The organism is Vibrio sp. V08_P9A1T1, from assembly GCF_963874405.1.
Taxonomy (GTDB): domain Bacteria; phylum Pseudomonadota; class Gammaproteobacteria; order Enterobacterales; family Vibrionaceae; genus Vibrio; species Vibrio anguillarum.
Window position 1 is genome coordinate 21577 of record NZ_CAWNIB010000294.1, and the last position, 21878, is coordinate 43454.

Sequence of the window (21878 nt, forward strand, 5' to 3'; positions counted from 1 at the left end):
GAGAGGCTCATTAATGAGAGCCTTAGTAGGAAAAAGTAGAGAAGGAAAAAGCTCGCCGTAGCGAGCTTTTATTGCTTTAACGATTAATCCAGTCGAAGTAAGCGACCAGTTAAAGCCGGAACGATGATTGTCGTTGTACCGATTTGCGTGGCGATCGTCTCTTCAGTCATTAAATCCTTCAATTGAGTCGCAGCTTTTACGCTTCCCATATCAAGAGATAATCTCCGCTCCGCGGTGCTGGTGTTCAGCACATAGAGGATCTGCTCATCACCGTACACTTTAAGATCCGCGTACAAACTCTCGTCAATCCACACATTACGCCGCTCCCCTTTAGCCAGTGACGGGTATTGGCTGCGCAGTAGCATTAGTTGACTGACGCTGTTTTTCAGCGCTTGCTGTTGTGGTGACAAGCTTGAACCATCTACTTTGCCACTAGAACGAGCAACGTGATCATCACACAAACCAACAGCGGCACAATTTTGTGTCACTTGCGCTGCAAAGTTTTCGACTTCATCCCCAATCTCTTCACCATAGTAAAGCGTGATTGGCCCAGAATAAGCAGCAAGAAAACTGAACGCGGCAAGATGTCGCACATAATAATCGCCTAAATTACCTCGTTGGATCAGGTCACCAAAGCGAACCAAATCATGATTACCTAACATTAGATTTGGCATGGCGTGATAAGGCGATTTCGCTCGGTTATTCCAACTGGCTTCTAGACTCAGAGCGCTACCGCTTGCGCCAGATTCTTCCACTGCTAGTGCTTGCATTACACCATAGCGTAAAGGAAAGTTGAAGGCTGAGGAGAGCGCTGGGTTTGCATCACTGCCATACGCAGTTAGGGTAATGTCATCAGCCCCTTGCCATACTTCACCGACCATATAGCCTAATGTGCCCCAGGATTTCCCTGCATTGAGGTTATCTTGCGATGCTTGTTCAACCGCCGCGCGCAGCGAACGCCAACTCTCAAGCGGGACTTGATACGCTTGGTCTAAACGCCAGCCATCAATGCCAAACTCACGGATCCAGTAGCTGGCAACTTCAGTGAAAAATGCCTCACTCGCTTGGCTAGGATAAGTGACCAACTTGCCCGGATAACTACTTTCTCCGTCATGAAGCTGAGGTAACTTGCCGCTCGGTGACGCTTTCACGCCAACAGAGCTGGTGTGGCCAAATACGCCATCCAATAACACGTACAACCCTTTGTCATGCGCACTATCAATCAGCTCTTTTAGCTTAGCGTTGCTGCCAAAGTTAGGATCTACGTTGAAATAATCACACGCAAAATAGCCAGTAGCGTCAAGCTTATCATCGCCATTTTGACCCGCGCAGGAATCAAATACTGGCGTTAACCACAACGCATTAACGTTCAAGCTAGCAATATAATCCAAGCTATTGATGATGCCTTGCAAATCACCACGGTGGTGCGAGTTGCCGTAACCAACGCCGTAATCAGCGTTTGAATCTCCATCAACAAAGGATTCCACCATCACTTGATAAATTCGCAAATCACAAGCGGGGTTATTGTCTTGATAACACGCGTAGTCAACACCCATATCCACAACGCCAACCACCAGTTGCGATGTGTTGGATGCATCCAGTGTGAACTTCCAAACACCTTGCTCTGTTACGGTAAGCTTGATATTGCCATTTTCTGCATTTTCCAATGTCGCGGAACCGCTAGCGATACTAAAGCCACCAAAACCAAGGTTTAGTGTGCTCCAATCTTCAGAAGCAATTTTGAATTCATACACTCCGGGAGTCAGATAACCTTCAAACATGTAGAGACCATTTTGCTGATAGGATAATGGATTTGAAACTCCCCAACCGTTCATCGAACCACGCACGTACACCGTGGTTGAACCATAAGGTGCAACATCAATTGGTGGCGCATCAATGCTTAAGCCAGCACCCTGCTCGCCCTGCTGTGGCATCACAAACACTGCCGCCGTTAAGGCTGGAACGGTAAAGCGGCCATTGTTAAACTGGCTCGCTTTAACACGCACATCTCGTGCTGTGCGTAAAACAGGATGTAATTCAAAGCGCTGCGCGTTCGGAATAACCACACTTTGCTCAACGCTATTGGCGTTGATGGCGACAACAATGGCCTCAACGTTAGGGTCGAGATCCGCACCAACTGAAACACCATCATTAACCGACATAACAATCATGCCAGGCTGCGCATTTGGCCCCGTATTATGGAAACGAACACGATTTAACACTTCTTGCTCAGAGATTAGCTTGAGCAACGGTGTTTGCGCACGAATCGCCAGCAAGGCTTTGAAGGCATTATCTGTCCATGCGATATCTTGCGCGGAAGCCACCGTATTGGGGTTGGCTATCACACTTTGAATCGCACTCCAGTTGGCCTGATCTTTATCTGCTCTTGGCAAGCCGACATTCCAGTTGTTGGTCTGCTTGCTAAAGTCAACACGGTTGTACCAATCACCACTGTCGTAACTGTCGCGCTCCATCGATTTTGAGCGAAGTAGTTCTGAGCCCATATGGAAGAAAGGAACACCTTGCCCAAGCATTACTGGCGCAAGACCAATGATCTGCATGCGCGCTCTATCCGCTGAGCTGGTTTCTGCTTTTGCTTTATATTGGTTGAAGTCCCACAGGGTCTGATTGTCGTGTTTAGAGACGTAGTTAATCGACTCTTGTGGGTCAAGTGTATAAGCCGCGCCTTGACCACCGTATTGGAAATCACGGCCAAGTACTGTCATGCCGCTGGCGGTTTGCAATGGATAGGCTTGTAAATTGCCAGCCATGCCATAGCGAATTAAGTCCATTTTCGATTTCAGCTCATCACTAAATCGATCACCTGCATTAGCAAAACCCGGAGTGGTTAATAGCGCCTCACCGCTATCAAATGGACCACCGCCACGCACACCGTCACGTAAGCGATCGTTATAAGTCCCTATTCCCGTTCCAGCCATTGGCCATTGCGTAGCATTTTCGCCTCTGGCACCGTTGGCGACTTCACCAAAGTTCCAGCCTTCACCATAGAACCAAGTGTCAGGATCAACCGTTTTCGCCGCCTCATAAATCTTGAGCATGCTTGATTTCATCAGGTGTCCCATCAGATCGAAACGGAAACCGTCGATTTTGTAATCTTGCGCCCACATCGTGACGCTATCGGCCACCAGTTTCTCGAACATACGGTTTTCTGAAGCGGTATTGTCACAGCAGCTAGAATTTTCAACCGCACCTGTGATGGGGTTCAAGCGGTGGTAATAACCGGGCACGGTCTTATCCAGTACTGATTTATCATACAAACCTGACGAGTAGGTATGGTTGTAGACCACATCTTGCACGACTCGAAAACCAAGCTGATGCAGTTTTTGCACCATTTGGCGGTACTCTTTCACCCGTGACACACCATCACTTTGCACCGCATAACTGCCTTCTGGCGCGCTGTAATGGAATGGATCATAACCCCAGTTGAAGCTGTCAAGCGGCCGAACATCCGCAAGTAATGCTTGTGCTTGCGGTGTATCCGGGTCGGTTTTTTCCAACAAAGAAAGTATGGTCGCGCTCATCGACGTGCCATCAGAACAGAGCGACGCTTGCGGGTTAATACCACACAGTTTTGCGACCGTATCATTAAGATCGACCCGCTTTTGCTCATCTTCCGGAATCGACGCTAAATCATAGCTTGGCAGTAAGTGAATGGTGGTTAAACCCGCTTGTTTTAAACTTTTCAGGTGCGCAACACTGTCACGTTCTTCTTCCAAGAAGGCGAGGTACTTACCGTTGTATTCCGCTGTTCCTTTGCTATCACTGTTGCTGAAGTCACGAATGTGTGCTTCATAAAGAATGTTATCTTCAGGATGACTCAGTTCAGGAATAATTTGAGTATCCCAATCGTCCGGTTTTGACTCTGCTGCGGTTAAGTCCACCAATTGAGAATAAAGGCTGGATGTGCTGAGCGACTGCGAATACGGGTCGGTCGTCATCATCCATTCAAGTTGCGCCGTTTTAGGATGGTAGGCCTGCACGCGGTAACGATAGAAACTGTTTTTCAGCGAGCGCTCACCTTGATAATGCCAAACTCCGGTGTTGGGATCTTCAACCATCGGCTGAGGGGAGGTACTGCGAAGGGTTTTATCTTGATCATACAGATACAACTCCACTTGCTGCGCGGTCGGAGCCCATAGCGCAAAATGCGCGCTATCACCGTCTATCCAAGCGCCAAGTTTCGCTTCATCGGCATCATCGCTGCCCGCCGTGTAAAGATTATCGACTATTCCTGGGATCTGTACTTTTGTTGCAACCAGTACTTTGCCTTCAGCATCTCTCGCCACTGTAAGCAGCTGAGTTTTCAACAGCGCTTTAGCTTGTTCATTGCTCACATCCAATCTGAAGGCTGTTCGACCCGCTAAATGTGGGAAATGCGCATTATTGGTCACGCCTGACAAGGTTAATGGGTAATGAATGAATTGTTCAGGATGGGCGATATCACCATTGCCTTGTGCGCGGCTCCAAAGCTCATAGCTTGCCGCTTCGCTGTGATCGAACCACGCCAGTTGATTTACCGCAAGCCAATGTGCAGCTGCGCCCTCAATGGCAACTTGAATTTGCTCATTCGGAGAATAGTTCAACACCGCACTACCGTGGCGCGTATAAAGCGTATTGCCTTTGACAAAATCCAGCACTAAATCATCGCCGCCCAGCGCTTTATCATTGCCACTGTGCACAATAAAGTTCATGCAGTTGCCATGTTCTGCTTTAAGTGGAATGCGATATATCGCTCCATAAATCGGGTCGATTTCTGAGGCTAAGTAAGGATTTCCCCAATCCACGCCATTAAGCGCAGATTCAGAAACAGAATCACAGCTACCGTTGTTCCAAAGGTGTAGTCCCCATCCGTCATAATTATTGTCATCACGCAGGTAGTAAATGATCGCTTCTTGATAAGTTGGGGTCGGCTCGGTTGTCGAGTTATCCGCCTGTTTCGGTTGTGGATCAATGCTGTCGGGGATGCCATCACCGTCATCGTCGCTTGAGGCAAAATCCCCTAGCCCATCGTTATTGGTATCAAGGCTTTCTAAGCGATCTCGTGGGAATACATCCTGCGCGTTGCTCACGCCGTCACCATCAATATCGTCATCTTCGCTATCGGCAATACCGTCACTATCAAGGTCAGCAGGAACGCTTGAAACATCATTGGCGTCCGTTCCTAAACGCGCTTCATCGGCATTGCTCCACCCATCACCATCAATATCATCATCTTCGACATCCGCAATGCCATCGCCATCGAGATCGGCAGCAAAGCTTAAGGCGTCATAAGGATCTGTCCCTAATCGCCATTCAGTTTCATCAGGCCAGCCATCGTTGTCATCGTCTAGGTCTGCGTGATCACCAATGCCATCATCATCGGAGTCAATACTCTCTTGGATGTCGTAAGGAAAGTGGTCAATCAAATCGGCTACGCCATCTCTATCGCTATCAAAGCCAATAACAGGCTCACCATTTTCAAGCATCAGTGTTTTATCGCGAATATCGCTCTTTTCTCGCTGCGCTTTTTTGATCTCATCGCCAAACCGTTTACTGGCTTTTTTCAAGGTATTGGCCAATTCAGGCAAGCTGGAGTCATCGATAGTAGCAGGTAGCAGTTGCGCTAGCGCTTTAGCAGATTGAGCAACCAAGATGTGGTTATCGACATAATCCGCTTTGACATCCAAAGTTGGAATACGCAGCGCCTTTTTCAGCTCAGCCAACGCTTTACTCTCTCGCTTACCATTTTGCATCTGCACGCTGAGGTAAGTCGTAAAAGGGCTGATCACCGGATAATTTGCTGGCGCCATCATTGAATAATTGCGCGCCGCTTTGACGGTGGGAATATCTTGGTCAACGGTTTTTCCCTTGATAGCAGAAGCCATCAGATAATAATTTTTTACGTCACCACGCAGCCCCGCCACGTTAATTTTTGCGATACCTTTTTGGTCGGTATACGCTTGAGGTTCGTTTTGTTCAAATTGACGATTGCCGTTCACATCCAGCCAAACTTGGGCATTGGTTAAATACCCATCCATGACTTGAACGTCTAACGAGTCATTACAACCCGCTAGCATACCAATTGAAGCAAACGCTAAAGTCATTCTCGTTAGGTTTGTTTTCATTGTTGTAATCCGTTTTATAACGTTAGTGCTCGTCCTGCTCTCACTGCTGGCAGAAAACCTATAAATCAGTAGACATATGTCTATATCTACCTAAGCTAACGTTATAATTTTGACACCGCCAATTACCTCCCCCTTGCCATTTTGCTCTCAGGGCGTAGAGCCAAGGGAGGAGAAGAAAAACACAGAGTTCACTCACGCTCAGGGTAAATGAGATGAAAGGAAAGCAGAGAGAGCAAGATAAAAACGTGATCGGAAAGACAAAGCGTAGAATGAGGAATGATAAAGTGTGAAAGAATATTACATTTTGACCAATCTAATAGAGTTTGATCTTCCTCCCATCTCTCCTTACTCATCACTCGCTATTCGCGCCGCTGAGCTTAGCGTTCAAAATTGTGATAAAACAAAAAGAGCCTCAAATGAGACTCTCCTTAATTGGTCACAGACTGACCGCTATACCCAAACAACTCTAAGTGGGAAGAGTATAAAGGTTAAGCAAATACATATTTATCCATCAGGGTGACCATTTTGCCAATTTCGGGTTTGGTCAAGGTATCATCAGCACCCAGTGCTAAGGCTTTTGCTCGGTTATCATCACTCATGATCGAGGAGAACATCACTATCGGCGTTGTTTTATAAGTTTCGCTGTCACGCAAGCGCTTCAACAAGTGCATACCATCCATGCGCGGCATTTCTACATCCGTTACTATCGCATTCACTAACTCTGTCACGGGTACGTTTTCGGACTTGGCTACTTTTTCAATTTCCATCAATTTCTCATAGGCTTCACCACCGTCTTTACACGCAATAATGTTGTAGCCTGCAGAGCTTAATGTGTCTTGTATTAAACTGCGGATAAACGCCGAATCATCCACCACCATGATGGTTTTCGCATTACGTTTGCTGATCATTTTTTGGTTGAGGTCGACCGATCTGTCCACCGTGACATCGTATTTTTCCATACTCAATTCAGGGTTGATGTCAGCGATGATTTTCTCAAAATCCAAAATCATGATCAGGTTGCCGTCTTTGCGAACAACCGCCACGACGCAATCTTGCTCACCCGCTTCTAAAAACTGACTCGGCGATTCAACATCGTTCCAAGAAATACGGTGAATACGACTAATGCTGTCAATCAAAAAGCCATTGGTCATGCGGTTAAAATCCGTCACGATAACAAACTTTCGATCAAGGCTTGGATTAGTAGGCACACCAAGCCAACCGGCAAGATCAACTAACGGAGTCAGTACATCACGTGACGAAAATACACCGATCATATGCGGCTGAGCATTGGGATAATCGGTGGTATCAGGAACTTGTATCACTTCCCTAACTTTCGCAACGTTAATGCCGTAATAGCAGGTTTTCGTGCGTCCATCTGGCAGTACCTTTTCTAAATGGAACTCAATAATCTCAAGTTCGTTGGTACCACTCTCTGTCAAAATTGTACTACTTGGGTTGCTCATACTGGTCACTAATCTTAAGAATGGTTATTGGTATTTGTTTAATATGGCTTGATATCGATTAACACCGTCTTCATTAACCGTGTTCTTTACTTTATCAATACCCATTTGTAAATCGTCTAATAGTGTTTGGTCTATATTTTTATTAAAAGCATAGTAAAGTAATCCCTGCTTTAACACATAAAGTGTTTCAAATTGATCGGGGGCATATCCTGCTTGTTTTATCCACCAATGGGCTGACCGTTCATCGTATGCAATCAAATCAATACGCTTTTTCACTAACTGCTCTGCCAACATAGTGACATCCGTTGCTTCTTGCATTGAGTCTCTCGGAACACCATATTGCAACAGCATTTGTTCGCCGACGTCATCTTTTATCACCCCGATCTTATAGGAGGTAATTTCTAAAGGTTCCCCAAGTTTGATATTACTGCCTTTACGTGCAATTACCGAAACTTTGATGTCATCAATTGGGCCTACCCAATGAAATAATTCCTCTCTGTGTGACGTCCTTGTTGTCGAGAAAAGTACTCCGTCTTTTTTCAAAATGGTAGAGCGATAAGAACGAGCCCACGGTTGCAATACGATCTGGCTCAATAATACGTCATGTCCTGAGAATTTAGCGGCTTCTTGAAGTAAATCAACCGAAATTCCAGTGATTTTGCCCTGATTCATAAAATTAAAAGGGGGATAGGCCTCTGTATAATACGTTAGTGTTTCAAGACTAGCGGGATAAGCAGGTGATGATGCCAACACACTGATTAGCCACATAGGTAGAATAGTACGCAGATATTTGATTACGTTCATCCTCTCTCCTACATGATGTTATCTGCCTTTTGTCCTTAAACTTTAGATGGGGTTTGAAACGCCGTCTAGTTGATCGCAAGCATTCATCATCAACAATACGAACGACGTGATTAAATAGCATTAAATTTCATGCGGTTAACCCATTAAATCTCTCGGCCTAACGCACAACTTTTTTATAGCAACGCTCCGGGCGACCAACCGTGCCGTAATTTAAGTCGGCGGTTAGCTCACCACTGCTGATTAAATATTCCAGATAACGCCTTGCCGTGGTTCGACTTGCGCCAATTTTTTCTCCCGCTTCGTCCGCGGTCAAACTGCATGGTGTATTAAAAAGATGGCGTATTTTGTCTAGCGTAACCCCATCAATTCCTTTGGGAAGACGCAGATGAGTGGGAAGCTCACTGGTATTGGCTGTCAACATTTTATCAACTACGTTTTGGTCAACATCAGCCACGGAGCCCAGCTCTAATTGTTGGGTTTGGTATTTCTTCAATGCCGATTCAAGACGGGGAAACATGACTGGCTTGAGCAAGTAATCAACTACGCCACCACGCATTGCCTGTTGTAGCGTTTCAACATCGCGCGCTGCAGTAATCAAAATTACATCACAGCCTTGGTTATTGCCTCGAACTTTCTGTAAGAGATCGAGCCCCGTACCATCCGGTAGATAAACATCCAGCAATACTAAATCGGGTTTGAGGATATCTAACTGCAATTGGGCATCGGCATGAGTCGTTGCAATGCCAATGACTTCAAATCCCTCAATTTGTGTCAGGTAACGATGATGTAATTGCGCAATCGCGATATCATCTTCAATGATCATGACACGGGTATTCATACTTGTTCTTCCTTAGGCAGATAAACCGTAACTCTTGTTCCAACATCTTGATTACTTTTCATTTCTAGCTGCCCTTGATAGCGATCAGCTAACTGTTTTACCAGGTGTAAACCCACACCTCGGTTATGTTTTGCTTTGCTAGAGACTCCCTTTTGCCATAATTGCTGTGGCGACATTTGTTCGGGTAAACCACACCCTTTATCATCCACTTCAAGAATAATTTCGGCACCATAATCGCTGAGTGACACTTCAATGATGCGTCGTTCTTGTGTCACCCGTTGTTCATTGCGGATCATCGTGAGTGTCGCATCAAATGCATTGTCAATCAGGTTACCCAAGATAGTGACGATATCTTCGGCATTGATACGCTGCGGCAAAGGTTCTAGACGCGATCCCTCTTCAACGACTAACTCCAAACCGAGTTCACGAGCCCGCTCAGTTTTACCCAGCAGCATTCCAGCAATGAGTGGATCTCTAACTGTCTCGCGTAGAAATTCAATGAGCGATTGGTAATGAGCCGTTTCTTGGCCGATTAAATGCTGAACCGCTTCCAGCTCTCCCATCTGTACAAGCCCACTGATGGTGTTGAGTTTGTTGCGATGTTCGTGAGTTTGAGAGCGAAGCATTTCAGCATACTCTTTGGTTTGGGAGAGTTGCTCAGTTAACTCGTTGATTTCATCTCGGAGGCGGAAGCTGGACACCGCCCCAACCACTTTACCGTCAACAATAATCGGACTTCGATTGGCGATCAGACGCTGTTGATTGAGGTACAGCTCGATGTCGTGATCAGGCGTGCCACTTTCAATAACACTCATGAGATCACTTTCAGGCAGAAACAGAGAAAGTGGTTGATTAAGCGCTTTCTCTCGGTTAATCGCCAAAATCTCACACGCACTTTTATTAATGGAACGAAGAATACCCGCCTCATCAATACTTAAAATGCCTTCCTTTAAGGTACTCATGGTGACATCGAGTTCGACATACAATCGGCCAATCTCTTCTGGTTCAAAACCGAGTATCGCTTTCTGAAAACGGCGTGAGGCGTAGCTGGAAAGTACAGCATTCGCCAGCACTACCAGCAGTGCCATCCCAATTAGATAGATGAGAAAAGGTTCAATTTTATCTTGTAGTCGTTCTATTAAGTAACCAACTGACACCACACCAACGATTTGTCCTTGGGCATTTTTTACCGCCGATTTTCCACGCACGGATTTACCCAATGAACCCTGAGCAAAAGAAACGTATGACTCACCATGTAGCAAAGCTTGATCATTATCTCCCCCTTTCATGGGAAGACCAATTCGTTCATCAACAGGATGGACTAAGCGGATCCCATGTTGATCGCCGATAACAATGAAGGTTGCACCGATTAATTTTGTTAACTCTCGATAACGCTGTTGGTGATCCACCCCACTACCAGATTCAAGCATATCGACCACTGATGGAGTTTGAGCAAGAAATGAAGCAACCCCTAAGGCCTTTAAGCCCATCTCTTCTTCTTGAGAATGTTTGATGTACACAAAACCAGCGGCAACTAACAGCAGTAATTCAATCAACCCTGAAAGGGTCATTATGATCAGCATACGCTTACGAAAACTGATACTACTCCACACCATAAATCCCTCTTTAACTCTGCATACAAGCTAACACTTATTTAACATTTGAGCGAAGAGAGAAACGAATAACTGTGAACAATACTACGCATTCCACGCACCATTTTGGTTCGTTTTATTGCAATCTATTTCGAAGACTTGCCAAGCAGAATATGCACAAGGTTTTATAAAAAATTATCATGATTGTTTCGTGATCTATATCACACCTATTTTAGAAAAATTTTATCTTATAATGCCAAAGCATTTGTATACTAATTGTGCAGTGAAGAAGATGATGAGGAAACCTCACAAAAAGATAGCCCTATAATAACCATACCAATTGCTATCGATTCCATTCATAACATTGTCAGAAGGACACTTACAATGAAACGCGATGCCTTTGGAATTTGCCTTTCCCGAGATATGCTGTTTAACCATTTACAGTCAACCTTTACTCACGTTCGGGCTTATGAAGAAATAGCGACTGAGTCAAATGATGACCTGAGAGTGCTACTCGCTTTCCCGCAGATGTCGGGTAAGGACGTGCTGACCACGATGCAAGGTAGTACAAACGTGAGAGGTAGTAAAAAATTGGTTTGGCGGGCCGATTATCTCTGCCCTTCTTACCATAAGTATTAAATTTAAATATTGAATTTTGATGATATGCGCTTCATGCTAGCGCATATCACTTGCTGTTGTTTCGACATTTCAACCCATCACACTGTTGACTTCCGCAGCAAAAAACTAGAGCATTAACTCTAATTATTATTACTCGAGCTTAGCATGAAAGCGAAAACACTCAGCCTATTCGTCTTTACTCTGCTTGGTGCAGCCCCTTCTTTCGCCGCGCCGATTTCCTTTCAACAAGCATGGGATCTTTTGCAACAGAGCAATAATTCACTTGCCGCTGGGCGGGCAAATGTCGAACGCTATCAGCATATTGAAAATTCCACAGACAGTCTCAATTTGCCTGCTGTTTCTATTGGTGCAAACTACACGCGTTTAGACCAAGATGTTACTTTGTCAGGAAAGCAGATATTCGATAGCACTGGGCAATCTATCCCATCATCTTTGGGGCCAGTTTTAGGACCAATACTCGCCAGTGCTGGCTCCATCACATCAACCATCACCGAACGTGATATTTTCAGCTCTTCGATTCGCGCTATTTGGCCCATTTTTACAGGCGGACGGATCAGCGCCGCACAAGCCGCTGCGGAAGGTAAAAAAGAAGAAGCACAAAGCCAGCTCGCAATGGAAACACAAGCGCGCTATGAAGACTTGAGCAAATATTACTTTAGTGTTCTTTTGGCAAAAGAGGTTTTAGTGACTCGCCAAGCCGTTGAGCAAGGGCTAACCAAGCACCGTGATAATGCACTAAAGTTAGAGCAACAAGGACAAATTGCCCATGTGGAACGGCTACAAGCTGAAGCCTCATTAGATAAAGCAACGGTTGAACGCAAAAAAGCACAAAAAACCTTAGATATTGCCCAAAGCGCACTAACCCAAATTCTAGGTCAAACAGAAAAAGTCGAGCCAAGTGGTTCACTGTTTGTCAATGACCGTTTACCGCCGCTCTCTGTTTTTGTGGAGCAAACGCTCAATACCTATCCGGGCTTGGCACTACTTGAAGCAAAAGAAAAGCAAGCAAGCAGCTTGATCAAAGCTGAAAAAGGCAAATACTATCCAGAAGTCTACCTTTACGGTGATTACAGCCTACATGAAGACGATTCGCTGGCCAGCCAAATGAAACCGGATTGGTTAGTGGGTGTTGGGGTCAACATTCCGTTAATTGAAACATCGGGTCGCAGCGATCAAGTCAAAGCAGCGCACAGCGCAGTCTCACAAGTACGTTACTTAAAGGCGCAAGCTAAGCAAGATTTGAGCGTGTTGGTGGAAAAAACCTATTTGGAAGCCGAACAAGCATTGGAAGAAGTGATGGGACTAAACTCAAGTCTCACACTGGCTAATGAAAACCTGAACCTACGCCAAAAGGCATTCAGTCAGGGTTTAGCAACGTCTTTAGATGTAGTGGATGCAGAGCTCTACCTTGCGAGTATAACGCAACAGTCATTAGCCAGCTTCAACTACTTACTTTCTTTAAATAAGTTACTGGCATTGACCAGTGAAATGAATACTTTCCCTATCTACACACAATCAGCGATTTTGTTGCACTCATCAATGACTCACGAATCACCTGCTCAAAAGGATGCCTTATGAAAGCCGTAAAACCAACACTGATTGCTCTTGCTGCTGTGGTGGCGATCTCTTGGGTAGGCTATCGCTTTTACCAAGCATCTCAACCTAAACCTGTCCGCTTACAAGGTCAAATTGAATCTCAACAATACAGTATTTCCTCAAAAGTTCCCGGCCGTATTGATCAGGTACTGGTGCGCAAAGGCGATAGCGTTGAACGTGGCCAGCTCATTTTCACGCTGCACAGCCCTGAAATTGAAGCTAAATTAGATCAAGCGATTGCGGGTCAAAAAGCGGCGGGCGCACTGGCTAAAGAAGCAGAAACAGGCGCACGCGATCAGCAGATCCAAGCGGCAAAAGATCAATGGCTTAAAGCCAAAGCCGCAGCGGATTTAATGGAAAAGACCTATTTGCGTGTCAATAATCTTTACCGTGATGGTGTCGTCGCTGAACAAAAACGTGATGAAGCGAATACCCAATGGCAGGCCGCTAAATATACTGAAAGCGCCGCTTTTCAGATGTATCAAATGACCAAAGAAGGCGCACGCTCTGAAACTAAACTCGCTGCCGCGGAAAAAGAACGTATGGCTGCTGGTGCCGTAGCGGAAGTTGAAGCTTATGCCGCGGACACTAAAATTGAGAGTTGGTTTGACGGTGAAGTGTCCCAAGTACTGCTGCAAAGCGGCGAACTGGCTCCACAGGGCTTCCCTGTCGTGACTGTCGTGGATACCCAAGACTCATGGGCGGTGCTCAACGTACGCGAAGATCAACTCAAGCATTTTACGAAAGGCACAACATTTACGGCTTACTTACCTGCTTTAGAAGCCAAAGTAGAATTTATCGTTTCCCACATTGCAGTGATGGGTGATTTCGCCACATGGCGATCAACAGACGCCTCACAAGGGTTTGATTTACGCACCTTTGAAATCGAAGCTCGCCCTACCACGCCTGTCGAAGGTTTGCGTATGGGAATGAGTTTAGTGGTTGAGCTATAAGCCTTATGTCGATTCAGGTTCGCCCTCAATGGCCTCTGCTGCGCCATGACCCTTGGCTATTGTCTAGCCTAAGCTGGATACCAATAGTATTGGCATTCAGTATTTGGTGGATTTTCTCACAAGGGATAGTGCGCGATCTGCCGATTGGCGTGGTCGATTTGTCTCACAGCCAATTGTCACGTCAATTGATAAGAGATTTCGATGCAACCTCGACCATGGCAGTCACGCACCAGTTCCAAGATGTCAATCAAGCCAAAACTGCGTTAATTGAAAGTGACATTTACGCGTACGTTGTCATTCCGTATCAATTTGATAAATCAATATTTCGTGGTGAGCAGCCACAAGTATCGACCTTCTTCAATAGCCAATACATTTTGGTTGGACGATTGATCAACTCTGCTATTGTTCAAGCACAAAGTACGTTCAATGCCCAAGTGGATGTCGTAAAAAACCTAGCGACTAGCCAACAAACCACATTGAGTGCGATGGGGCGAGCCGTACCAATCAGGACACAGATTACGCCCCTGTTTAATCTCAATACAAACTATGCGCAATTTTTAGTCTCGGCGGTTGTACCCGCTCTTTGGCAAATCGTTGTCGTGGTCAGTACCATTATGATTTTGGCAGCAAACCATCGTCACTTTGGTTTGCAAACGTGGCTTGGAGAAAAGCCATTACGAATTTTAACGCTAACATTGATGCGTTATCTGCCGATTTTTATGTTGCAAGGGATTGGTTTTTTAATCTGGTTTTATCAAATATTAATGTGGCCAATGCACGGCAGTTTTGCTCTATTGATTATCGCACAACTTGCAATGACGCTCGCCTGTATGATCATGGGCGCACTCTTTTTCTTTCTAACACTCGATCCGGCAAGAGCGATGAGTTTTGCTGGCGCTTTTACCGCACCAAGTTTTGCGTTTATGGGCATTACGTTCCCAGTGACGGATATGAATACTCTAGCGCAGTGGTGGCGAAGCCTGCTACCAGTGAGTCACTACATTGAAGTGCAAGTAAGCCAAGTGAGTTATAACGCTGAGCTGTTGTCATCACTGAAGTATTTAGTGCCAATGCTGGGCTATGCATTGCCGCTGCTGCTCACTTTGATTCTTATCCGTAAACACAAGCAAGCCGAGCGAATCAACCATGACTGAAACTACGCGATTCATTGCTCTACTGAAAGCAGAGCTAAAAGCGCTATTCACTAACCCTGTGGTGCTGTTGACTGTCTTTGGTGGCGTGGTTTTTTACTCCTTTTTATACCCTTTGCCTTATACGCAGCAAACTCCACGCGAGCAGACACTCTCGATAGTCAATCTCGATAAAAGCCAAGCCAGTTACCAACTAGAACGCATGGTTGACGCAACGCCACAAGTCAAAGTGATTCAACGAGACAGTACCATTGAAGATGCCAAGCAGGCGTTTCTTAACCGCAAAGTTAGCGGTATTTTAGTGATTCCTGAACATTTTTATAAAGACCTACTGCTTGGGAAAAGTCCAACACTGGCCTACGCTGGCGATGCCTCTTACTTTCTAGTGTACGGCACCATCGTTGAGGGCTTATCGCAAGCTGGTGGAACCTTAGCCGCGAAAAGTAAAGTGTCACGTTTAGTGATGGAAGGAGAACCGCTTTCTCTGGCCGCTCAGCACTATTCCGCCACAAGCATCAACCTAAAACCGACCTTTAACCCACGCATGGGTTATGTTGATTACGTTGTCCCAGCGGTGTTTGTTTTGATCTTACAACAAACCATGATCATGGCGGCAGGATTAATGGGCGGAACACAAAAGCACGGAAATGGCTATTGGAGTCATACCACACCACTACGATTAATATTGGTACGCAGCATTGTCCTTGTTGCTGTTTATTATCTACTCAGCATGTACTACTTTGGTGCCAGTTTTACCTCACATGGTGTCAACACCCTCGCCAGTGCGGGGCATTTATTGCTACTTCTACTGCCTTTCTTACTGGCCTCTTGCCTATGCGGCATTTGGCTTGGTTCAGTTACACCGCGGCGAGAATTGGTGACGTTAGTGGTATTAATCAGCTCAATGCCACTGATTTTTTCAGCTGGTTTTATTTGGCCGTTAGAAGCAATTCCACGCCCTATCATTTGGATATCCAACCTCTTTCCAAGTACGCCTGCCATTCAGAGTTTTCTCAGTTTGAACCAAATGGGCGCATCATGGGATCAAATCAGCACTCAGTGGGGGATCTTGTGGGTGCAAGTGTTTGGTTGGGGAGCCCTTGCTTTTTACCAACTCCAGCGGAAGCGTTAATTAATCATTCCTGCCACTGCTGACGCATACGCTCAACAGTGGCATCATCGATACCATGAACATTCTGGTATTGCGCACGGCAAACATTAATCACTAAGGTTGCATGGTAACGTTTAGCCAACTGGCGGTAAGCTCGCATCTCCCACTGTCGAACAAAAGTATTCGCCACAACAACATCCTCACCTTGCGCTAAACAGCGCTCCACTTGCTGTTGACACCACCGATGAGCTTGCTCGATTTTATCTGGCTGATAACAATAGTTGCCTTTCTCATTGATAAAATACATATCCGCTTCAAAATGCTTTGCATGTAGCGTCCTTGCTAAGGTGCTTTTGCCTGAGCCGGGTAATCCCCTGATCAAAGTTAAGGTTAACGCCATGTGTATCCAACAGGTAAGTAAACGGATATCCAATAGTAACCAATTTCACAGCAAGATTCATTTTGCTATCGACATCTGGTTTTGATTGAGTTAAGTTCGGCAGTATAGACGTCCAAAAATAGCTTAGGGAGAAAGCTGTGCCGATTAAGATCCCCGACCAACTGCCTGCCGGTGATGTACTGCGTCATGAGAACATTTTCGTGATGTCAGAAACACGTGCCGCCACACAGGGCATCCGTCCACTGAAAGTTTTGATTTTGAATTTAATGCCGAAGAAAATCGAAACCGAGACTCAGTTTTTGCGCCTGTTATCCAATACTCCGCTGCAAGTGGATATTGAATTACTGAGAATTGATGAGCGCCCAAGTAAAAATACCCCCACTGAGCATTTGGAGAACTTTTACCGTCAATTTGAGATGGTAAAAAATCGCAACTTCGACGGGCTCATCATCACCGGAGCACCTTTGGGGTTGGTTCAATTTGAAGATGTGATTTATTGGGAACACTTAAAAAGCGTGATGGAATGGGCTAAAAATCACGTCACTTCCACACTCTACGTTTGCTGGGCAGCGCAAGCGGGGCTAAAACTGCTCTACAATCTACCCAAACGAACTCGCAAAGAAAAATTATCGGGCGTTTATCATCATGAAATCCACCATCCCTTTCATCCGATATTACGCGGCTTTGACGACACCTTTTTAGCGCCCCATTCTCGTTATGCTGATTTCTCACCAGAATACTTAGCCGAACATACGAATTTAGATATTCTCGCCACCTCTGATGTTGCGGGTGTGTACTTAGCCTCAACCAAAGACAAACGTAACGTGTTTGTCACAGGTCACCCTGAGTACGACGCACATACACTGCATGGTGAATATATTCGAGATTTAGGTGAAGGGATGGAACCCGCAATCCCAGTCAACTACTACCCCAATGATAATCCAGATAATAAACCAGTCGCCAGTTGGCGAAGCCACGGTCACTTGCTGTTTGCAAACTGGTTAAACTACTGTGTTTACCAACAAACACCTTACGACCTTGAACACTTTAGCGAAGATAAATTTACCAAAGACGATTAGTGTTTCATGCCTGATCATCTCAGTAATGAGGTGTTCAGGTTTTCATCAAACATAGTGCATACTGACTCGCATTCTTCTCTGCTCTTTCCCCCTCGATCTTCTGATTTCCTTATCATGCGTCTAAGCGATTTAGGAGCTGCAGATAATGAAAAAAGTACTGATGATATTGATAATGTTCACGTTATCGGCCTGTGTCACCGTGAACGAAAAGGGTGAGCCTGAAGTAAAAGCGGATCCGGTTGAAATGGCCGAATCTCGCATTGCGCTCGGCCTAGGCTATTTAGAAAATGGCAACATGAGCAAAGCGCGTGAGAACCTAGAAAAAGCCACACAACATGCGCCAACTTACTATCGATCGCAACTTGCGATGGCTCACTACTACGAAACTGTCGGTGAAACAGAGGCCGCACGTAAAACCTATCAAACCGCGCTTCGCGCTCATCCAAAAAATGGCAATATTCTCAATAACTACGGCACATTTTTGTGCAAGCAGGGCGAATATCAAAAAGCCGATGAATATTTTAACCGCGCCATTGCTCAACCCTATTATTACCTTGTCCCAGCAAGCTATGAGAACGCAGCCTTTTGCGCGTTAAAATCTGGCAATAAAGAACAAGCGCGCTACTATTTTGCAAAAACATTAGACCATGACCCTAATCGAGCTCGTTCATTGCTGCAATTAGCTAAATTGGAAATTGACGCTCAACAATACACGCAAGCTCGCATTCGCTTGATGCAATTTAATCAGCGCTACGGTAACCAAAAAACATCGCTTCAATTATTGGTAGAGTTAGAGAAAAAGGCAGGAAATAAAGCGTTAGAGAAAAAATATCAAGCGGCGCTCGATACCTTTTCCTAACATCGTATTACTAGGGTAAGGGTTATTTGATATTGGTGGGTCTACCGTCTTTGCCACCAGGACGATCACGATAGTGGATACGGCGAAGACGTCTGACTTTCTGAGCGCGCTGAATTTTTTGATATTCGCGATAGATAATACGAATAAAAAACCCAAGCCCAATCATCGCAAGCAAGGCAAACAGATAAGCGAAGGGCTGGCAGATCCAGTCAGGTTGGCAAGGTAAATAAAGGTCAAAGTCCATACCTTACTCCTTCTATTGCTATCTCAACTCACTGACCAATATAGTCAATCAACGCAGTCAGCCTAGCACTTTGCCGCTAACCATTGTTTGCGTTGACTGTCATTTTGGAAACTCCATGCGATGAATCGACTCACTTTTTGCCCTTGTTGCATTTCAACAACCTTCACCACTGCAGCACCCACTTTATCTAACTGTTTTTGCATCCAACGTACATTCTCTTTTTTAGAGATCAATGTGGTGAACCACAGCACTTGCTGAGCGTAGTGTTGACTTTCAAAGGCCATGTTTTTAATAAAAGCAGCTTCACCACCGGGGCACCATAACTCAGCTTTTTGTCCACCAAAGTTGAGCGTGACCGCCTTACTTCTGTTAGCGTCTTGCCCCGCAATTTCTTGACCTTTTTTGACTCGATTACGCTGTAAATTTTTCAACTTACGTTCGCTGCCTTGCTGCGCCTCTACTTGTGACGCGTGGAAAGGCGGGTTGCACGTTGTGAGATCGTAACGCTCATTTTCTTGAATAATCTGCTTAAAAATGTGTTTTGCATCACTCTGCAAACGGCATTCAATACGCCCATTGAGTGAAGCGTTGCTATTAACCACCAGATTGGCGGATTTAATAGAGATAGGATCAATATCGCTACCAACATAGCGCCAGCCGTACTCTGCCACACCCACGATCGGATAAATACAGTTCGCTCCGACCCCAATATCAAGTGCTTGAACCTTTTCATGCTTGATTGCTGAGCACTCATCTAGCAGCAGATCGGCCACGCGATGAATATAATCAGCTCGACCGGGGATCGGCGGGCACAAATACCCAGCGGGAATATCCCAATGTGTCACATGATAATGATGTGCCAATAACGCTTTGTTGAGCATTTTCACCGCCATCGCATCGGAGAAATTGATGCTCGGTTCACCACTCGGGTTGCGAATAACAAAGGGATTCAAAGCAGGCAGTGTATTAATCAGCGCGGGGAAATCGTATTGTCCTTGATGCTGATTACGAGGATGTAACCCCTGCTTTGCTTTTAACGCAGGTTTTTTATGGCTCGCTTCTGGTTGGCTTTTCTGCGGCTTCGCTTTGGCTGACATTACTGCTCCTCTTTTAAATCGAGATACATCATAAACAATCGTGCATCAAACTCGAGCTGATGATAATTCGGTTCCATATGGCAACACAGTTGATAGAAAGCCTTGTTGTGTTCTTTCTCTTTGATGTGAGCCAGCTCATGTACCACTAGCATGCGCAGCAGCGGCTCCGGTGCTTCTTTAAACATGCTCGCTATGCGGATCTCATTTTTAGATTTGATTTTCCCACCATGCACTTTGGCAACATAACTGTGCAACCCTAGTGCGTTATTGATAATGTGGATTTTATTGTCGTACACCACTTTACTGATCGGCGCCGTTTTCTTCATGTATTGATTTTTGAGATCAATCGCGTAGTTAAACAACGCTTTTTCACTTTGAATCGAATGGCGCTGTGGGTAGCGTTGCTCAAACCAACTAACGAATTTACCGGCCGTGATCAACTGTTCAACTTGTGACACGAGATGAGGCGGATAGTTTTGTATGTAACGAAAAGATGGATGCATAGCCCAGCAACTGACTCATAAAAAAGGCGCTAAGTGTAACTGAATCAAGCCTGCGTTTCATCTTTCCAATCACAAGGAGCAAGGCTTCGTATCCGAGAGAGTTGAAACTCAGCGCCTCGGTGGGTAAACTTGCCGCCCTTTATGTTCGGTTAATGAGTGAATTGGATGAAACGTATTGTGCTCTACGTCAAAGATAAATGCCCGTACTGTAAAGATGCTCAGCGCTATCTTGACGCCAAACAGATCCCCTACCGCTTATGTAACGCAAAAATGCAACGCGGCCGGAAGGAACTGGATGCGATCGGCGCGCGCAGTGTACCGGCTTTAAAAATTGGTGATCGGATTATGATTGGCTGGAACCCAAACAACTTTGAAAAAATCTATCAAAGTTAATCGAACGATACACATCGCCTCTTTCACACGTACTGTTTCACAAATTCAATAAAAGTACGGTCGGCATTAGACAAATAGCCCTCTTTGCGCCATGCGAGGGCTAAATCTAACCAGACTGGCGGTTCAAAAGGGATCGCTCGTACATCCGGTTCATGCTCCGTTACAAGCTCTAATAACGCAGTCACTGCGTACTCATGTTTGACAATACTTAAAATCATTGGCAACAGATTGGTTTCAAAAGAGAAATGTGCGCTGAGCTTATGCTCTTTACACACTTTATCAATGAAGTCGCGGTGGAAATAACCGGGCTTAAACATTACCAATTCATGCTCAAAAAAGGTCTTAAAATCTATCGATTCTCGTTGTGCTAACTCATGTTCTTTCCCCACTACCGCCACCATTTGCGATGATAAGAGGGGATCAACCTCTAAATCCGGAGGAAGATCATGATTGAGGATCACACCAATATCTAGCTCACCACTGAGCAACATTTTTCTAATCGACTGAGTTCCCGCTTCTATCACCGTCATTTTTAGCAAGGGAAAGTGACTTTTAAAAGCCATTACAATTTCTGGAAAGAAATAGGATCCCATCATGCTCGGTGCGCCGAGCCTCACTTCGCCTTTGACGAGCCCTTTAAGCTCATCCATCGCCAATTGTGCATCTTCAAGTTGCTGCAAAATACGAGTGGCGTGTTCATATAACACTTGCCCTTCATGGGTCAGCGTCACTTTTCGCTCATCTCTTTTTAGCAAAACAACCCCTAATTGCTGCTCAAATTTTTTAATCGAAATACTGAGTGCTGGCTGCGCAATGTGCAGTTGCTGGGCTGCTAAAGTAAAGCTGCCGCATTGAACCACAGCCGAAAAATGTTTTAGATGGCGAGTATCCATAGCGTTATGGTTCCACAGAATCAAACGAAGCGAGATTCGTCCAACGAGGTTGGGATATATTTTATATATCACGACGATATTTTTAATATATTTTATTAATCACCAAGCCACTGCTACTGTGATCACAGATACATAACG

18 protein-coding genes are annotated in these 21878 nt (G+C 45.3%); 8 read left to right on the forward strand and 10 right to left on the reverse strand.

Going from position 1 to position 21878, the window contains the following annotated elements:
- Positions 1-83 precede the first annotated feature (83 nt).
- The 5 genes from pulA to AACT21_RS14990 form a co-directional block, all read right to left on the reverse strand.
- Positions 84-6125, reverse strand: a complete 6042-nt coding sequence (gene pulA, locus AACT21_RS14970) for a pullulanase-type alpha-1,6-glucosidase (protein ID WP_094164520.1) — start codon at positions 6123-6125, stop codon at positions 84-86.
- Positions 6126-6613: 488 nt separating this feature from the next.
- Positions 6614-7588 carry a chemotaxis protein gene (locus AACT21_RS14975; RefSeq protein WP_026027355.1) on the reverse strand — a complete coding sequence of 325 codons (975 nt, stop codon included), beginning with the start codon at positions 7586-7588 and terminating at the stop codon, positions 6614-6616.
- 24 nt (positions 7589-7612) lie between these two features.
- Positions 7613-8392: a substrate-binding periplasmic protein gene (locus AACT21_RS14980; RefSeq protein ID WP_013856665.1), complete on the reverse strand. Its 780-nt coding sequence runs from the start codon at positions 8390-8392 to the stop codon at positions 7613-7615.
- Between the two features lie 157 nt (positions 8393-8549).
- Positions 8550-9230, reverse strand: coding sequence for a response regulator (locus AACT21_RS14985; RefSeq protein ID WP_013856664.1), 681 nt, complete (start codon positions 9228-9230; stop codon positions 8550-8552).
- On the reverse strand, positions 9227-10846 hold the full coding sequence (locus AACT21_RS14990; RefSeq protein WP_094164521.1) for an ATP-binding protein: 1620 nt from the start codon (positions 10844-10846) through the stop codon (positions 9227-9229). The genes AACT21_RS14985 and AACT21_RS14990 overlap by 4 nt, the downstream gene beginning before the upstream one ends.
- Positions 10847-11206: 360 nt before the next feature.
- On the opposite strand from AACT21_RS14990, the gene AACT21_RS14995 reads away from it, so the two are divergent.
- From AACT21_RS14995 to AACT21_RS15015, 5 genes are all read left to right on the forward strand, one after another.
- Positions 11207-11461 (forward strand): hypothetical protein, encoded by a 255-nt coding sequence (locus AACT21_RS14995; RefSeq protein ID WP_013856662.1) that lies wholly within the window; start codon positions 11207-11209, stop codon positions 11459-11461.
- A gap of 144 nt (positions 11462-11605) precedes the next feature.
- Positions 11606-13039 carry a TolC family protein gene (locus tag AACT21_RS15000; protein ID WP_094164522.1) on the forward strand — a complete coding sequence of 478 codons (1434 nt, stop codon included), beginning with the start codon at positions 11606-11608 and terminating at the stop codon, positions 13037-13039.
- A complete protein-coding gene (locus AACT21_RS15005) occupies positions 13036-14010 on the forward strand; it encodes an HlyD family secretion protein (protein ID WP_017042989.1) in 975 nt (324 codons plus the stop codon). The genes AACT21_RS15000 and AACT21_RS15005 overlap by 4 nt, the downstream gene beginning before the upstream one ends.
- 5 nt (positions 14011-14015) lie before the next feature.
- Complete coding sequence (locus AACT21_RS15010; RefSeq protein WP_017044820.1) at positions 14016-15164, forward strand: ABC transporter permease; 1149 nt, start codon at positions 14016-14018, stop codon at positions 15162-15164.
- Entirely contained in the window at positions 15157-16293 is a 1137-nt protein-coding gene (locus AACT21_RS15015) for an ABC transporter permease (RefSeq protein WP_013856658.1), read from the forward strand. The genes AACT21_RS15010 and AACT21_RS15015 overlap by 8 nt, the downstream gene beginning before the upstream one ends.
- Before the next feature lie 4 nt (positions 16294-16297).
- On the opposite strand, the gene AACT21_RS15020 is transcribed toward AACT21_RS15015, so the two are convergent.
- Positions 16298-16672, reverse strand: a complete 375-nt coding sequence (locus tag AACT21_RS15020) for an ATP-binding protein (protein WP_026028306.1) — start codon at positions 16670-16672, stop codon at positions 16298-16300.
- 137 nt (positions 16673-16809) lie between these two features.
- Between AACT21_RS15020 and metA the strand changes: the two genes are divergently transcribed.
- Both metA and pilW read left to right on the forward strand, forming a co-directional pair.
- The gene (gene metA / locus AACT21_RS15025; protein ID WP_013856656.1) at positions 16810-17751 is read left to right on the forward strand and encodes a homoserine O-acetyltransferase MetA; all 942 of its coding nucleotides are present in this window, start codon (positions 16810-16812) and stop codon (positions 17749-17751) included.
- Positions 17752-17896: 145 nt separating this feature from the next.
- The gene (pilW, locus tag AACT21_RS15030) at positions 17897-18610 is read left to right on the forward strand and encodes a type IV pilus biogenesis/stability protein PilW (protein WP_094164523.1); all 714 of its coding nucleotides are present in this window, start codon (positions 17897-17899) and stop codon (positions 18608-18610) included.
- Positions 18611-18632: 22 nt separating this feature from the next.
- On the opposite strand, the gene AACT21_RS15035 is transcribed toward pilW, so the two are convergent.
- The 3 genes from AACT21_RS15035 to AACT21_RS15045 all read right to left on the reverse strand — a co-directional run bounded on the left by AACT21_RS15035 (position 18633) and on the right by AACT21_RS15045 (position 20454).
- On the reverse strand, positions 18633-18854 hold the full coding sequence (locus AACT21_RS15035) for a hypothetical protein (protein WP_013856654.1): 222 nt from the start codon (positions 18852-18854) through the stop codon (positions 18633-18635).
- 62 nt (positions 18855-18916) lie between these two features.
- Positions 18917-19951, reverse strand: coding sequence for a 23S rRNA (adenine(1618)-N(6))-methyltransferase RlmF (gene rlmF / locus AACT21_RS15040; RefSeq protein ID WP_094164524.1), 1035 nt, complete (start codon positions 19949-19951; stop codon positions 18917-18919).
- Positions 19951-20454: a M48 metallopeptidase family protein gene (locus AACT21_RS15045; protein WP_010318598.1), complete on the reverse strand. Its 504-nt coding sequence runs from the start codon at positions 20452-20454 to the stop codon at positions 19951-19953. Before AACT21_RS15045 ends, rlmF begins: the two co-directional genes overlap by 1 nt.
- Before the next feature lie 165 nt (positions 20455-20619).
- Between AACT21_RS15045 and AACT21_RS15050 the strand changes: the two genes are divergently transcribed.
- A complete protein-coding gene (locus AACT21_RS15050) occupies positions 20620-20847 on the forward strand; it encodes a glutaredoxin family protein (protein ID WP_094164525.1) in 228 nt (75 codons plus the stop codon).
- Positions 20848-20870: 23 nt separating this feature from the next.
- On the opposite strand, the gene AACT21_RS15055 is transcribed toward AACT21_RS15050, so the two are convergent.
- Positions 20871-21740 (reverse strand): LysR family transcriptional regulator, encoded by an 870-nt coding sequence (locus AACT21_RS15055; protein WP_026027359.1) that lies wholly within the window; start codon positions 21738-21740, stop codon positions 20871-20873.
- Positions 21741-21878 lie beyond the last annotated feature (138 nt).

What these genes read in the sequence shown, in the direction of transcription:
- pulA (WP_094164520.1), bottom strand. Translation starts at nt 6,125, where the DNA reads ATGAAAACAAACCTAACGAGAATGACTTTAGCGTTTGCTTCAATTGGT.
- AACT21_RS14975 (WP_026027355.1), bottom strand. Translation starts at nt 7,588, where the DNA reads ATGAGCAACCCAAGTAGTACAATTTTGACAGAGAGTGGTACCAACGAA.
- AACT21_RS14980 (WP_013856665.1), bottom strand. Translation starts at nt 8,392, where the DNA reads ATGAACGTAATCAAATATCTGCGTACTATTCTACCTATGTGGCTAATC.
- AACT21_RS14985 (WP_013856664.1), bottom strand. Translation starts at nt 9,230, where the DNA reads ATGAATACCCGTGTCATGATCATTGAAGATGATATCGCGATTGCGCAA.
- AACT21_RS14990 (WP_094164521.1), bottom strand. Translation starts at nt 10,846, where the DNA reads ATGGTGTGGAGTAGTATCAGTTTTCGTAAGCGTATGCTGATCATAATG.
- AACT21_RS14995 (WP_013856662.1), top strand. Translation starts at nt 11,207, where the DNA reads ATGAAACGCGATGCCTTTGGAATTTGCCTTTCCCGAGATATGCTGTTT.
- AACT21_RS15000 (WP_094164522.1), top strand. Translation starts at nt 11,606, where the DNA reads ATGAAAGCGAAAACACTCAGCCTATTCGTCTTTACTCTGCTTGGTGCA.
- AACT21_RS15005 (WP_017042989.1), top strand. Translation starts at nt 13,036, where the DNA reads ATGAAAGCCGTAAAACCAACACTGATTGCTCTTGCTGCTGTGGTGGCG.
- AACT21_RS15010 (WP_017044820.1), top strand. Translation starts at nt 14,016, where the DNA reads ATGTCGATTCAGGTTCGCCCTCAATGGCCTCTGCTGCGCCATGACCCT.
- AACT21_RS15015 (WP_013856658.1), top strand. Translation starts at nt 15,157, where the DNA reads ATGACTGAAACTACGCGATTCATTGCTCTACTGAAAGCAGAGCTAAAA.
- AACT21_RS15020 (WP_026028306.1), bottom strand. Translation starts at nt 16,672, where the DNA reads ATGGCGTTAACCTTAACTTTGATCAGGGGATTACCCGGCTCAGGCAAA.
- pilW (WP_094164523.1), top strand. Translation starts at nt 17,897, where the DNA reads ATGAAAAAAGTACTGATGATATTGATAATGTTCACGTTATCGGCCTGT.
- AACT21_RS15035 (WP_013856654.1), bottom strand. Translation starts at nt 18,854, where the DNA reads ATGGACTTTGACCTTTATTTACCTTGCCAACCTGACTGGATCTGCCAG.
- rlmF (WP_094164524.1), bottom strand. Translation starts at nt 19,951, where the DNA reads ATGTCAGCCAAAGCGAAGCCGCAGAAAAGCCAACCAGAAGCGAGCCAT.
- AACT21_RS15045 (WP_010318598.1), bottom strand. Translation starts at nt 20,454, where the DNA reads ATGCATCCATCTTTTCGTTACATACAAAACTATCCGCCTCATCTCGTG.
- AACT21_RS15050 (WP_094164525.1), top strand. Translation starts at nt 20,620, where the DNA reads ATGAAACGTATTGTGCTCTACGTCAAAGATAAATGCCCGTACTGTAAA.
- AACT21_RS15055 (WP_026027359.1), bottom strand. Translation starts at nt 21,740, where the DNA reads ATGGATACTCGCCATCTAAAACATTTTTCGGCTGTGGTTCAATGCGGC.